This is a genomic window from uncultured Adlercreutzia sp., assembly GCA_910585575.1.
Taxonomy (GTDB): domain Bacteria; phylum Actinomycetota; class Coriobacteriia; order Coriobacteriales; family Eggerthellaceae; genus Adlercreutzia.
On sequence record CAJUFS010000066.1, the window covers coordinates 1 to 13,757 of the forward strand.

Below are 13,757 nucleotides of genomic sequence, written 5' to 3' on the forward strand. Positions count from 1 at the left end.
GGCCATGATGTCCTTGTACAGGCGCTTCAAGTCGTCGGTGTCGTAGATGGTGAAGTTGCGCGTGAACCCCAGACGCTCGGCGTCAGAGCGCAGAATGCGCACGCACATGGAGTGGAAGGTGGACACCCACATGCCGCGGGAACGGGGACCCACCAGCTGCGCCAAGCGCTCGCGCATCTCCGTGGCCGCCTTGTTGGTGAAGGTGATGGCCAGGATTTCCCACGGGGCCACATTCAGGTCCTCGATCATGTGCGCGATGCGGTAGGTGAGCACGCGCGTTTTGCCGGAGCCGGCGCCGGCCAGAACCAGCAAAGGCCCTTCCGTGGTGAGCACGGCCTCGCGCTGCGGATCATTCAGGGTGTCGATATCGATGGGCACGGGTACATCCTTGTCGCTTGCGGTCGATTGGTATCGCAAAATGCCGCCTGGTAACGGCCGCGCGCCTTCCCCAGGCGCAAAAAGAGCCGCCCGAAAGCGGACGGCTCTCTATTCTATCCTGCCACGCCGTGCCTGTGGAAGAAGGCCACGAAGGATTCACCGCTTGTTCGATAAACGACGCGGGAAGAGGGGACCATGCCGCACTGGTTGGCGCCACACCGGGTGGCACCAACCGTCGCTCTTCGGGCAGACGGTCAGGCGAAGGTGTCGGATTGGCCCGGGCGCTTACGCCCCTGTCGAGTCGTCGACCGCCTCCGGGGCGCTGCGCGTGGCGCTGCCCCATGCCGGCGCCTCGCCGAACCATGACTCGTACAGCTCATCGTAGCTACCGTCGGCCTGGATCTGGGCAAGCGCTTCGTTGACAGCTTCGACCAAGGCGCCGTTGTCGGCCGACGCGACAAAGGCGTAGTCAACGGAGAGCGGCGTGGTCTCGATGATCTGCAGATGCGGCTCCTTCACCTTGACGTAGCGCTTCAGACGCGGCTCGTCCACTACAGCGGCCTGCGCGCGCTCGGAATTGACCTCCATCATCGCATCCAGGTTGTGGTCGAAGCTCAGCACCTCGGCCTCGGGGAAGCGCTCGGCCACCCAGGCCGCTGCCTCGTCGCTCGACACCGCCACTTTTACGCCCGTGCCTTCCAGGGAGGCTGCGTCGTTGTAGCCCGTGCTGTCCTTAGTGATAAGCGCCCAATCGGCATGAAGATAGGGCTCCGTAAAGGTCACGCCCTCAAGACTTTCCGTGACGGGAATGGAGGAGGCGCCCAAATCGGCATCGCCCGCAGCCACCTTCGCGGCCACGTCGGCCGGGGTGCCCTCGGTGATGGACTGGTCTTCGGCCTTGTGGTTCACTGCGTGACCGAATTCCACCTCGAGTCCCATACGCTCGCCGATAAGCTCCAGTAAGTCCACCGTGAAGCCGTTTTGGCTGGTGGCGGTTTCTTGCTCGTAGGGATCGTTGTTCAGGGCCGAGGCCACATACAGCACGCCGGGTGCGGTCGTGCCTGCGGTGGTCTGCTCGGTGGAGCTGGAAGACTCGGCGGGGGAAGCCGCCTCAGAGTCGCTACTGTTGGAGCAGCCCGTCAGCAGCAAAACGGCCGCCAGGGCGCCCAGTACGAGGACAGCCGTCAGGGCCCGCAGCGCCGAAGCCGCCGTCGCGCGGCGATCACGCGCGCCCACAGGTAGTTCAGTCATGGAAAATCCTCTCTCGTCGCATGCTCTCCGCCCTTCGGCCGCATCACAGCCGCATGCTGACCACTGCGTAGCCGCAGCCGCCCGTCGCGCAATCACGCATCGGGCCGCAGCCCAGCCGCCAGCCCATCGCGAAGAGACTTCTTCCATTTCACCTTAGCCCTGCCGCGGCGCCGCACATCATCCCCTGCCACTCGCAGCATCATCCCCGCAGGAGGAATTTCAACAAAAGCGAACCAAATTGCTTAACAAATCGCATCTGCTTCCTAAAGCAGTCCGCAAGCGTCAGGGCGCTGACTACCATAAGAGCCAGAAACACTAAGCAAACGTCAGCAAGAGAAACGGGCGGCAACCGACAAACCTGTCAGTTGCCTACAGGAGCGCAGACAGCAAACCTACAGGTCGCCTGCAGGCGACGAGAGAGGAGCAACCATGAGCGAGCACAAGCACAAGGAGCACGAGAAGCACCATGAGACCTTCGCCGAGCGCGACCCCCTGGCCGCCGAACAGCCTGACGTACTAGAATCGTCGGCAAGCGATCCAGAGTTTCCCGCTATGCAGGAGTTCGAGGTGGACAAGGGCGGTCCGAAAGCAAATACGCGCAAGCACCCGGGACTCATCTGGGTCGTCATCGCTGTCGTGGCCATTATAGCCCTCTGCATCGCTTTCGCCGTCGCCGGCGACTGGATGAACCCCACCCAAGCGGAAAAGACCCAGCAAACCGAATTCGAAGAAATGACCGTCCCCGAAGACCTCGGCTCCAACGAAGATCCAGCAGCTATGAAATAGCGCGAGGCCGGACGCCAAGCAAAGGCATGACCGAGTCGCACCCGACCCGCACAAGCAAAGGTACGACCGACTCGCACCCGACTCGCACAAGCAAAGCGGCTCTCCCAGTACCTCAGGGAGAGCCGCTTTGCGTGGTTAAGCGCCAGACTACGAAACCGTCAGTTACTTCTTGATGGTGACCTTCTTAACCTTCGACCAGTCAGAGTACGTCAGCTTCTTCGTGGTGGGATTCTTGTAGTACGTACGGATTTTCACGTAGTACGTCTTCTTCGCCATCAGCTTCTTCACCGTCAGCGACGTCTTCTTCTTCGAGACCGTCTTCTTGACCGTCGTTTTCTTGGTGAACTTCTTGGAGGTGGACAACCACACCTGATAGCCCGAAACGTTCTTGGTCTGCTTCTTCCACTTAATCGTCGCCTTCTTCTTCCCCGCCTTCACGCTCTTCAGCGAAGTGGCAGCAGGCTTCTTGGCCTTCGCGGTCGTGGATGGCTTGGAAGTCGTCGAGGGTTTAGAAGTGCTCGCGGATCCAGGCTTGGTGGTCGTCGAGGGTTTCGCCGAAACCGTCACGTCAACGGTGGCAGAGCAACCGTATAGGGTCGCAGTGAGTTGCGCGGTGCCGACGGCCTTGGCAACCACCTTTCCGCCAGACACAGCCACAATCGCAGGATTGGAACTCGTCCAACCTGCATCGGATGTATCTGCAGTTAGCGTACCACGGGGCCAGCAATCTGGGACTTCAAGCGTCATGGTAAGTATCGGAAGCGCCTTTGAAGCCCCCACTTGAAGCGAGGCACTCGTATAGGAAGAGGACAGTTTCTTGCTCTCAATAGCAGCTTCATCCACCTCGATGCCGACAACGCGTTTCGAATTATCTGCTGTAGTTTCAGAAGTGCCCGAGTTAGTACCGCCAAAATTTTGGACCCAATGGCTAATACCATCACGCTGAACAAAGCCGATACCCACCGTAGCAAACCCAGAGCTAAGCATGTTACGCCGATGACCCTGCCCCGCATATTCCTCATTGTCCTCGCGCCAGGAATCGAAAATGGAACTCTTAGAACCGTAAGATCCCGTGCCCACAGCGATATTTTCGCCACAGAAGTACAGCGGGCGCCCTTCAGCAGCGGTAAAGCACGTCGTTCCATTTGGGCGCGTATGCGAGTACGAAAACGCAATCTCCGCAGCTCGCAGCATTGCCACTTGCTCAAGAGCATAATCGTACTCAAGCGGCTGAAGATCCGTGAGCACCTGCTTCGTCTTGTTATCCTCTTTCCAATACCACGCATCCTTGGAGGCGCGGAAGTCATTAAGCATCTGCAGCATGCTACGAGCTTCCGTCTGGCCGTAGGTGACCGGAATCTTAATGGTGGTGGTCGCCGCCTCGGCCCTGCCCGTCGGCAGAACGGTTATCGTGGCCACCAGAGCGACCGCAAGCACGAGGCACAGTACGCGATTAGCGACCCCTCCCCGTTTGAAAATAGACGAGTCAGCGGGAACTAGCGTTGTGCCCATAGCTACCTCTTTCCATCTCTCATTGTACATTTCCCCAGATGGCATAATAATAATGCTCCCTCGCTTTCGCAAGGGCGCACGAATAACAAAAGAGTTGAATGGAAAAATCGACCGTAGCGCTACGAAACCACTGCGCCGAACGGCAAGAGCGACAGCTTCGCCATTTTGAAACACTGCAGGCCGACCGGGACACCGATAACCGTGATGCAGTAGGCTACCCCCAGGAAGAGATACGACGCCGCCATGGGAAGGCCTGCCAGGATCACCCAGAAGATGTTAGCAATGAGCGACGGCGCGCCTCCGCCGTACGTGATCGTCTTCCCGAAGGGAGCGAGCGTCAGCGAAGCCATCTTGAAGCACTGTCGCCCCAGCGGAATGCCCACGATAGTGATGCAGAAGACAATACCCAGGAAGCACCATCCAATAGCGGTAACCAGCCCGCCGAAAATGATCCAAATTATGTTAGCGATGGCGGACACGGAAGCTCTCCTAGCTCTAATTCTCTAGCAGCCTCACGCCCAGCAACTCCATCAGCTTCGCAGACTCATCCGTCAAGCCTCCGTCCTCGGTGAGGATCGGGGTATCTAGCATAGATTTAATCGTTCCCGCCATGGTCACCGACCGCAAAACAACGCTCTTGGCATCTTGCGAGTAACCAGTATAACCGAGCCCCTCCTTCTCAAGGACCTCTTCAAGCATATCGACCAGCGGAACAAAGCGCACATCCAAACGTGCCAGGAATGCATAGAACATCGTCGTGCGTCGGCGGATAGCGTCGCACTGAAAAGCAGCGTTACCGAGTTCTTGGCAAATCTCATCGGCCTGGGCGCTATTCGCTTTCGCAACCTCCAGCTTTTCCTCTGCCTTCTTGCCGGTTATCAGGCCCATGACCAACAATGCGGGACCCGCTACTAATCCACCAAGAACCATCACGCCACCGGTCATACCCAGGCCACCCGCGGCAAGCGATCCGCCGCCAAAGAAAGCCAGCGTGGCATTGGTAGCCGCTGCACCACTTAGCGTAGAAATAGCCGTACCCGTCGACGCCGAAGCGAAAGCCATCGCGGCATTGTAGGCACCGAAGGCGGTAAGAGCACCGCCGGCCGCCCCGGCCGTCAAGCCACCAGCAACCGCCGCGGCAAATTCCCTCATCTCTTTCAGCTCCGCCATCGACTCTTTGTCCACGCGGAGCTTCTTCAACTCTTCGAGCCCGAGCGAATCAACAAGCTCGAGATTCTTTATCTGCTCGAAACTGTCGACGAACCGCGCGATGCTGTTGTTCAAAACGAAAAGCTTTTCCTCGCCGTAGTCCGCCAAAGAAGTTGCACAAAGTTTCCGCGATCGCTCAAGATGGTTTTTCGCATCCTCGACACGCGAGTTAGCCTTGGAAGTCAGATCATCTGCTTCCCTGCTATCCACAAAACTCTTGATAGTTTTGCCAGCACCGACAATGCCGGTAGCTGCTGCGGGAATGATAAACACGACTGGCAACATTGCGCTTCCCCCTATCGATCCGAAATGAGCGCCTGAGCGGAATCGAGCACAATGCGCTCGCGCTCTGCATACTCGCTCACAAGCGGCTCGACTTCGCTATAGGGACGACCGCTCGCCTTGAGGCTTTCGCGGGCTTTTCCAATCTCCACCACAGCATCACTGTAATTACGCAGCTCCTCGAACGCCGCACGGGGAACTCCCGCCCTTTCGCTTACGAAGCGAATATAGTCCAGCTCGTTTTCGTCGAGGCCGTCGGCATTGGCGAGAGCCAGAAGGTTCCAGCACATGAGCTTGGCCTCCATGGGCGCTAAATCGAGCGATTCGATGATCTTCTGGGCTTCGACCTTAGCAGCTGCCTGAGGCCCGAACTCGCTGACAGCCGACGAAAAAGCCGCGGAGCACTCCTTTTCCAAAGCCTCAGCGTAACTGGCATAGGTGTCGTCGAGACTCCCCGCGAGCTGATTGAGCGTTTCCCGCTCCTGGTCAGACACAACGCCATCGACATTGGCCAAGTACCAGAGCAACGCGACAAATTCTCGACAGCTCGAAGAGCTGTCGGGCTCTTCCTCAGAAGCTTTTGGAATGAGCGAGCCAACAGCACCACCGATCGTTGAAACGCCTGCCTCGACTGTTTCTCGTGCTCCTTGAACCGCATCCTCAACTTTAAAGTTAGCAATCCCCTCTTGAGCAGCCTTCAAACCCGCATCGAGTCCACCTTGCGCCATCTTGACGCCAGATTCCATGCCTTCTCTAAGCTTATCCAAATCAAATCCCTTGAGAAAAGCCATCGGTCGTCCTTTCTAAAGCCTGAACGTCTCTTCGGAGAGCATCAAAGTCTCAAACTCGTCGGCGCTCTTATATTGCGCATCGCGGCCAAACAACTGCCAGAGTTCGGCATTGGTCTCAATGAAACGATTGTCGTCCCCGTCCAAAACAGCCTGATCCATTGCCGCCATTCCCTCAGCAAAGGGCAGCAGGCGATTAAGGAGATACCCATCAACCATTTGTTCCATCTCAGCTCGCTGCTGCTTAAGCTGGCGGATGGACTCAGCCGTCAGCCGCTCTATTTCAAAACGATGCTCCCGCGCAAGGGCAGCATCTTGCGCCGCCTGTTGATATATGTTGTACGCAGCGGCGAAAGCATAGACCGATACGAGGTAGGGGCCAAGCTTGCCCGCAAGAAAGTTGGCCGTTTCATCGGGCACGCCAAGGCCATTTTGGAGAAGCGATTGCATTTCCTCAACTTTACCGAAGCATATCTTATTGAGACCTGCGACAAAATCGACCGGCTGCTTGTCTCCTTTCGCAAAACCCACGACCAACGTCATTACCGGTTTCGCTGATGAGGCGAACAGCGACGCGAGCGCCTTGGCGCTCGCCTCGTCAACACCCTGAGCAAACCCCGACTCCATTACCGTTTGTACTTTTTGAACAGCCGCTTTATCGATGTCTTCAATACCGAAAGCCGCTCCTACTTTGTGAGCTGCGTCGTGCAAATCAACCTTTTCGCCCTTTTCTCTCTGTTCCTTAAACTGCGAACAGAGAGAAACAAGCTGCAAAAGAGACGACCAATTTAATTGAACGGAATCGCTCATATGTCACCTTTCGTCACGGACGATCCTGAGTTCCGAAAGCCATTACTAACACCCATTGACCGCTATGGCGTCGAGCACCCTTAAAAAGCACTCGACGCCATCTCTTTCCAAAATTCCTTTTTGGTTTTTTCGAAAGCGGTGCGATTTATCTCACTCAGTTCTCGATTAGGATGCAGGATTTTATTGTTCCCCGCCGAGCGATGTTCTGCCTGCGTTAGAATCGCAAGCGGAGAATCATCTTTTTGCCCAATATGGTGAACCTCGTATGCGACGCCATTGGAATCGAGGGGCGGTTTGCCCATCTGCATACGCTCCAAATTTGTCCGCCCATCGGAATCGACGTATTTGAGGTCAATTTTACGAACAAGAGCTGATTTCCCGTTGATCTCTTCAGGGACAAGATTAGCTTTCTCGTAAATGGAGTATTCGTCGGCATTGCGAATCGACTTAACTACTTCAACAGGATATTTTGATTTGCGCTGGATTACAGCCTGATTCAAGCTGAGACCGCTATCCACCGCGCGCTTAAACTGAATAGCCTCTCCCACTCCGCCAATTGCGGCACCAGAAATCGCACCCCACTTATATCCATCAGCCGCTCCAGATGCAAAGGCCTTCAGAGCTTGCTCAGAATCGCCCGTCTCGATTGCCGCGAGGATCCCCGAACATGCGCTGCCGAAAGCCGCACCCGTCAACGCCCCCACTGCTGAAGCTTTGGCGGATGCTGCGAAAATGATACTTACGGTTGACGCAACCGGTGCGGAAATCGCGGAAGCGGCAACCGAAACAGTAACACAGACGAGAACAACACCCGTACCGATAGCCACATCCCGTATCGCTTTATGATATGTGCCATCGTACGCCTCGAACGCCTTCACCTCGGTCTGGCCATCTTCTCCAGGATAGAATACATATCGCTGACCAGTGAATAGCTCATCGATCTCAGCTAACGTGTATCCGAAAAAGACATTCTCCTTCGAGTTGAAAGCGAGTTCTTCGATATATTCTTTCGAAAGATACGCCGCCTGGACATCTTCAACCAAATAACCCTTGTCAGACAGCTCTTCCACAATCGACTCATAGGCTGCCGTCTCGATGTCTCCAAGAAGACGCTCGTCATCGAGAGCGGCGTACTGCGCCTGCTCTGAAGAGTCAGCCGACTCCCTCTCAACCGATACGTTGTCAAGCTCAGAACGACCACATCCCAACAAAGCAAGGCATACACAGAGGAATGCAGCAAGAAAAGCTTTACGCATCGGAGCCCCCTCGGTCATCACCTTTGTGCGGGTCGACGTCATAAACATCCACGGACAACAACTCCGCTCGTTTGAAAGCAAGTTTTTTCTTTCGTCGAATAGCGAATACAACAAATAGTGCCACTGCACTTGCGGCGATAACCGCCACTACGACAATCGCTCCTTCACGGCCAAGCGTATCCAAGTCTTTGCCGCTCCCAGCTTCATGCACAGAGCCACCCTCCTCGACGGGAGTCGCTTCGTCCGAACAAAGCTCATCGGAATCTATGAGCGCATTCATTTCCTCAACGGACTTGCCCTCTTCCGCATAAGTTTTCAGCGTGGGGTTATCGCCCACGTAAATCACCTTAACGGTAGATTGCCCGGTATCCTTGTTCATAGCAGTTAGCGTATAAATACCCTCGTCTGAGTAAACATCCCCATCACAGGCTGGTCCATTAAAACGCGTATCTTCGACCAAGCGGCCCGATCCATCGGCCACAACATCCCTCTTGACATTGATATCCAAGAAGCGAGAATTTGCAAGATCGAGCTTGAAGCCATTGGGCGCATAAGATTCATTGGTCAATTCTGATCCCGTTTGGGCATCAAGTGGGAAGATCATGCAGTTGCCGTTGCGGACGGAAAAATTGAAACGTATGGAGTAGTCAGAGTACTCAGGGAAAATAGAAATAGGTCCAACCTTGCGAACGTCATTGCACAATTCGTAGTCAAGAACCACCTCATAGTCGCCCTCTTCACAGAGCTGGACTTCGGTGGTTGCACCAACTTCAATGCCCTCAAAATAGTCGACATAAACCTCGGGCGCGTGTGTTGCGTTCTGGTAATCCGTGTATCGAACAAAAAGAGCACCTCTCCCCAGCTCGGTCTTGGAAATACCCATCAATTGGTCAAATCCACCCGAATCGCTATTGACCGAGAGCTGTCCGTTCCCATTAAGAGCATCGATATTCTCACTTAAAGTGAACGAGAGGACGACCGTGTCGCCAACCGTCTTTAGAAACACTTTGGACCCATCCGAGCTATCCGCGACCTGGGTAAACCCGGACACCTTAAACGTCCCTATCTTCCACCCGAAATGCGGATCGCCTTCCTCTATGAGATTCGTTTCCGAATAGCCCGTATCCAGCCCCGCGTTATAAACTTTATCGAAGTAGTAGGCTTCTTCGTCTCCAAACGCAAAAGATGGCAGCACGAGAGCTAAGGTGAAGGCAATAGCTAAAACTCTAACCAGATATTTCACGATACTCCTTAACGAAGCGATTAGCTCAGGCCCTTCTCACATTCGCGGGATCAATGTCGTACCTCGCCTCTTCCCTGTTGGCTTCATATATGAAGCCAACTTTGTAAGTATACCGCATAGGCTTAGGGCATGAATGCAGACGAGAAACGTATCGCCCTTGGTTCGGCGATCAGGACGAGGCGGGAAGAGCAAGGGCTCTCCCAGCATAAACTTGCGCTGATGATTGGCAGCAGCAAGTCTCATATTTGGCGCATCGAATCCGGGCGCGTGAGCGTGGGGCTCGATGACTTGGGTCGCATTGCCGATGCCCTGGATGTCTGCGTTTCGAAACTGATCCCATTCTAGCGAGGCACCGTCAGTCGTTCATTAGCTGCTGGCTAAGATTTGCCCTCTTTGTCGACACCAATAATGAAGCCCTCTCCCTCCTTCTTCTGGAGCAGCCCTAAACACTTCTTCGAACAACGACAGAACCTATACAAGCTCACCAGCGTCGTCGGCCTTCTGCTATGCTTACCGGCATGGAAACGCTTTATGACATGCACTGTCACCTGGGATTCACGCCCGACCCTGCGCGCACGGCCGCGGAAGCGGCAGCACGGGGCATCGGGGGGCTTTCTTGCACGGTGACGCCGGCTGAGTACGAAGCACTGACGCCCCAGCTGGCCACGGCCTCCTCGATGCGGTTGGCTCTAGGGGCGCATCCCTGGTGGATCGCCGACGGCCGCATCGACGAGGCGCAGCTGACAACGTTCTGCGCGCTGGCGCCGGGCGCGCGCTTTATCGGCGAGATCGGGCTGGACTTTGCGGGAGCGCGCGACACAGGAGAATCGCGTGCGCGACAGCTTGCGGCGTTCGAGCGCATATTGGCTGCTTGCGACGAGGTTGCAACCGACCTCACCGCGCTTTATGCCTTCGTCGCCAGTGATGAGACCACCCCCTCCACCGCACTCGCCACCACTGCGGCCGGCAATAGGACGGCCGCCAGCAAAGCGACCGTCTCTGCCAATACCCCCCTTCCCAAGCTGCTTTCTATCCATGCGGTGAACGCTGCGGGCGACGTTCTGGACGCCTTGCAGGCTGCGGGCACGCTCGTCCGTCATCAGGTGATCTTCCACTGGTTCTCCGGCAGCTCCGACGATTTGCAACGTGCCCTGCGTGCCGGCTGTTTCTTCTCGGTCGGTCCCCGCATGCTGGCCTCGCGTCGCGGGCGCGAGTACGCACGGCAGATCCCCTTCGATCGCCTGCTGCTGGAAACCGACATGCCCGCCCGCGCTGGCGAACCCCTTCCCGCCGAAATCTGGGAAGCAGAACTGCGCAACGCCCTCGCCGGTATCGCCCAGCTGAAGGACGTGGACCCCACCACCCTCGCCCAGCGACTGGCCGCCACCAGCGAAGCACTCTTGACACCGGCAGACTCTACTTCCTAGGCGCAGCGACAGCACGACACCACCCCAAAACCTCCGACGCTTAACGACCAATCTGCCATTTTCTCGTCGGAGTTTCTGGCATTCGTGCCACTTTTCAGTCGGAGTTTCAGATCCAAACCTTCTTCTTAGCAAACCTCAGCGATAATAAACTCATGTCAAAGAAGCCAAAAAAGATACGCTTGGACGAACTGCTCGTTGCACGCGGCGATTTCGCCAGCACCGGCGACGTGCTGCGCGCCGTGATGGCGCGCGAGGTGCGCGTTGACGACGCGTACGTGACCAGCGCCGCTGTGACAGTTTCCCCCGAGGCCGACATCTTCCTACGCGGACGCAAGCAGTTCGTCTCGCGCGGCGGCCATAAGCTACAAGGGGCGCTCGACGCGTTCGGACAGTCGGTCGCAGGTATGAATTGCCTGGACATTGGCTCATCCACGGGCGGGTTCACTGATTGCCTCCTGCAAGCGGGCGCGGCACGAGTGGCAGCCCTGGACGTGAACTACGGGCAGTTGGCGTGGAAGCTGCGACAAGATTCGCGCGTGGCCGTATTCGAGCGCACCAACATCAAAGAGGCCGACCCCGCCGCCCTCGGCGCGCCCTTCGACCTTATCGTCATCGACGTGTCCTTTATCGGCTTAGCCGGCCTCGCTCCCCTGTTCCCGCGCTTCAGCCAGCCTGGAACCGTGTTCATCGGCCTGGTAAAGCCGCAGTTCGAGTCGGCCCACGACGAAACTGACCGCGGCATTGTGCGCGACGAGGCTGTGCGGCTGCGCACCGTGGAAGAAGTGCGCGAAGCCTTGGGTGCCACCGGCTTCTCAGTAACGGGCACTGTCGAATCCCCTATCACCGGCGCCGAGGGCAACGTTGAATATCTCGTGCGCGCGGTCTACCGATAAAAAAGGCGGAGCTTCGTTTTCGACAACTTTTCTGCGTTTAGTTAACCTCTTCCGAGCGGGCCGCAAAGGAAAGAGCGCCCTTTTCGCAAAAGCGAAATTTTCCACCTGGGGTTTTACGAACCATAGGTAAACCCAAGCCGCTCAGATCGCTTGAGGCTGCTAACGAAACGCGAAAAAGCTTCCGAAAGCAGCCCCAGCTTCAAAGGGCACTCGCGCGATAGAAGACAACCCAAGCACCCCTCACTACACCCCTGCACACACTTGGCAAGCACCCCAACGAAAACGGGCGCCCCCGAAGGAGCGCCCGCGCGTCTCTAGCTTCTAGCTGGCCTTCGCCTTTACGGCAGCAGCAGCTGGGCAATCTGCACGGCGTTCAGCGCCGCGCCCTTGCGGATCTGATCGGCCACATCCCAGAACGCGATGCCGTGCTCCACCGTGGGGTCCTTACGCAAACGGCCCACGAAGGTGCCGTCAGTGCCGGCCAGCAGACCGGGCATGGGGTACACCTTGTTCTCAGTATCGTCCATGACCTCGACGCCCGGGGCCGCTTCCAAGGCAGCACGAGCCTGCTCCACGGTTACCTCATCGGCAAACTCCACGTTGATGGACTCGCCATGGCAGCGCAGCACGGGCACGCGCACGCACGTGGCCGCCACCTGGATGTTCGGATCGCCCATGATCTTCTTCGTCTCCACCACCATCTTCCACTCTTCCTTGGTGGAGCCGTCTTCCAGGAACACATCAATGTGCGGAATGGTGTTGAAGGCAATGCGATGGGCGAAGGCCTCGATGGTCAGCTCTTCCTCGGGCTTGCCGTCCAAAAACTCGCGGGTCTGGTCGTACAGCTCGGCCATGGCCGGGGCGCCGGCACCGGAAGCGGCCTGGTAGGTGGACACCACCACGCGCGTGATGGGCGACAGGTCGTACAGCGGCTTCAAGGCCACCACCATCTGGATGGTGGAGCAGTTCGGGTTCGCGATAACACCGTTGTGCCAGGCCACGTCCTGCGGATTCACCTCGGGAACCACCAGCGGCACGTCCTCGTCCATGCGGAAGGCGCTGGAGTTATCGATCATCACGGCACCAGCCGCCGTCACGGCCTCGCGCATGGCCTTGGACACACCCGCGCCCGCCGAGAACAGCGCGATATCCACGCCCTCGAAGGACTCCGGCGTCATCTCCTGCACGGTCAGCTCACCCGCGGGCACCAGACCGCAGCCCTCGAACGCCACCTTCTTACCAGCAGAACGGGCGCTGGCCAGGGCGCGAACCTCGGAAGCCGGAAAGTCAACGTCGTGCAGTACACGCAAAAACTCCTGCCCTACCGCGCCCGTGGCACCAGCCACGGCCACAACGGGATTCGCGGGAATTTCTTTCGTCCAAGTCATTGAGTTGTCCTTTCAAGATCATTCCCGTAGCGCCGAGGCGGCCGGGAGGGGTATGACGAGTTCTCTGAACACTTTTTCACCACTATCCCTGGTTCGCCCAAGGAAGTCAGCGAGGGTCCGACAGGTGCCTGGAATTGTGCTGAAGGGCGGCTGAGCGGCCTTCGCGCCGCGAAGGAAAGTCCTGAAGTGCAAGGCCAGGTGCCTGTCGGAACCGCAGCATCGAGTGGTCCGTCGTTGCGTCAGCAACGGCGGAACATCAACGTCCTTTCTTCATCTTCGCGGCAATCTCTTCCGCGGAAAGCTGGGTCTCTACGAACAGGTCGTCGGAATCGAGGCCGAAGGCGGTGTGCAGGCACTGCACGGCCTGGGCGGCCTGAGCCGCATCCACAATCATGGAAAGGCGGATGGGCGACGTAGAGATAGCGATGATGTTGATGTTGTTCTCGCCCAGAGTGGAGAACGTGCGCGACGCCACGCCCGGCGAGGACTTCATGCCCGTGCCCACCAGGCTCACCTTCGCGATATCCTCGTCGA

The 13,757-nt window shown here is 57.3% G+C and carries 15 protein-coding genes; 4 read left to right on the forward strand and 11 right to left on the reverse strand.

Annotated features, from left to right (window positions below; all coding sequences use genetic code 11):
• A partial coding sequence (locus tag QZ307_RS08825; RefSeq protein ID WP_295998804.1) for a UvrD-helicase domain-containing protein occupies positions 1 to 378 on the reverse strand: 378 nt, incomplete at its 3' end.
• 285 nt (positions 379 to 663) lie between these two features.
• Positions 664 to 1,629 carry a transporter substrate-binding domain-containing protein gene (locus tag QZ307_RS08830; RefSeq protein WP_295998808.1) on the reverse strand — a complete coding sequence of 322 codons (966 nt, stop codon included), beginning with the start codon at positions 1,627 to 1,629 and terminating at the stop codon, positions 664 to 666.
• Positions 1,630 to 2,058: 429 nt separating this feature from the next.
• Between QZ307_RS08830 and QZ307_RS08835 the strand changes: the two genes are divergently transcribed.
• On the forward strand, positions 2,059 to 2,415 hold the full coding sequence (locus QZ307_RS08835; RefSeq protein WP_295998811.1) for a hypothetical protein: 357 nt from the start codon (positions 2,059 to 2,061) through the stop codon (positions 2,413 to 2,415).
• 162 nt (positions 2,416 to 2,577) lie between these two features.
• Here the strand turns inward: QZ307_RS08835 and QZ307_RS08840 are convergent, their stop codons facing one another.
• The 7 genes from QZ307_RS08840 to QZ307_RS08870 form a co-directional block, all read right to left on the reverse strand.
• Positions 2,578 to 3,957 (reverse strand): CAP domain-containing protein, encoded by a 1,380-nt coding sequence (locus QZ307_RS08840; RefSeq protein ID WP_295998817.1) that lies wholly within the window; start codon positions 3,955 to 3,957, stop codon positions 2,578 to 2,580.
• An 89-nt stretch (positions 3,958 to 4,046) separates the two neighbouring features.
• Entirely contained in the window at positions 4,047 to 4,406 is a 360-nt protein-coding gene (locus QZ307_RS08845; protein ID WP_295998819.1) for a YccF domain-containing protein, read from the reverse strand.
• Between the two features lie 16 nt (positions 4,407 to 4,422).
• Positions 4,423 to 5,409 (reverse strand): hypothetical protein, encoded by a 987-nt coding sequence (locus tag QZ307_RS08850; RefSeq protein ID WP_295998823.1) that lies wholly within the window; start codon positions 5,407 to 5,409, stop codon positions 4,423 to 4,425.
• Positions 5,410 to 5,432: 23 nt separating this feature from the next.
• Entirely contained in the window at positions 5,433 to 6,209 is a 777-nt protein-coding gene (locus tag QZ307_RS08855; protein ID WP_295998826.1) for a TerB family tellurite resistance protein, read from the reverse strand.
• Positions 6,210 to 6,221: 12 nt separating this feature from the next.
• A complete protein-coding gene (locus QZ307_RS08860; RefSeq protein WP_295998829.1) occupies positions 6,222 to 7,016 on the reverse strand; it encodes a hypothetical protein in 795 nt (264 codons plus the stop codon).
• A gap of 80 nt (positions 7,017 to 7,096) precedes the next feature.
• Positions 7,097 to 8,272 (reverse strand): HNH/ENDO VII family nuclease, encoded by a 1,176-nt coding sequence (locus QZ307_RS08865; protein ID WP_295998832.1) that lies wholly within the window; start codon positions 8,270 to 8,272, stop codon positions 7,097 to 7,099.
• Positions 8,265 to 9,515: a hypothetical protein gene (locus tag QZ307_RS08870; RefSeq protein ID WP_295998834.1), complete on the reverse strand. Its 1,251-nt coding sequence runs from the start codon at positions 9,513 to 9,515 to the stop codon at positions 8,265 to 8,267. The genes QZ307_RS08865 and QZ307_RS08870 overlap by 8 nt, the downstream gene beginning before the upstream one ends.
• A 129-nt stretch (positions 9,516 to 9,644) precedes the next feature.
• Between QZ307_RS08870 and QZ307_RS08875 the strand changes: the two genes are divergently transcribed.
• The 3 genes from QZ307_RS08875 to QZ307_RS08885 all read left to right on the forward strand — a co-directional run bounded on the left by QZ307_RS08875 (position 9,645) and on the right by QZ307_RS08885 (position 11,835).
• Positions 9,645 to 9,860, forward strand: coding sequence for a helix-turn-helix transcriptional regulator (locus QZ307_RS08875; protein ID WP_295998837.1), 216 nt, complete (start codon positions 9,645 to 9,647; stop codon positions 9,858 to 9,860).
• A gap of 173 nt (positions 9,861 to 10,033) precedes the next feature.
• Positions 10,034 to 10,942 (forward strand): TatD family hydrolase, encoded by a 909-nt coding sequence (locus tag QZ307_RS08880; RefSeq protein ID WP_295998840.1) that lies wholly within the window; start codon positions 10,034 to 10,036, stop codon positions 10,940 to 10,942.
• Between the two features lie 152 nt (positions 10,943 to 11,094).
• Positions 11,095 to 11,835 carry a TlyA family RNA methyltransferase gene (locus QZ307_RS08885; RefSeq protein WP_295998842.1) on the forward strand — a complete coding sequence of 247 codons (741 nt, stop codon included), beginning with the start codon at positions 11,095 to 11,097 and terminating at the stop codon, positions 11,833 to 11,835.
• Between the two features lie 338 nt (positions 11,836 to 12,173).
• Here the strand turns inward: QZ307_RS08885 and QZ307_RS08890 are convergent, their stop codons facing one another.
• Positions 12,174 to 13,223 carry an aspartate-semialdehyde dehydrogenase gene (locus QZ307_RS08890; protein WP_295998845.1) on the reverse strand — a complete coding sequence of 350 codons (1,050 nt, stop codon included), beginning with the start codon at positions 13,221 to 13,223 and terminating at the stop codon, positions 12,174 to 12,176.
• Positions 13,224 to 13,479: 256 nt separating this feature from the next.
• Positions 13,480 to 13,757, reverse strand: a 278-nt coding sequence (locus tag QZ307_RS08895; RefSeq protein ID WP_295998848.1) for an ACT domain-containing protein, incomplete at its 5' end; no start/stop codon positions are given.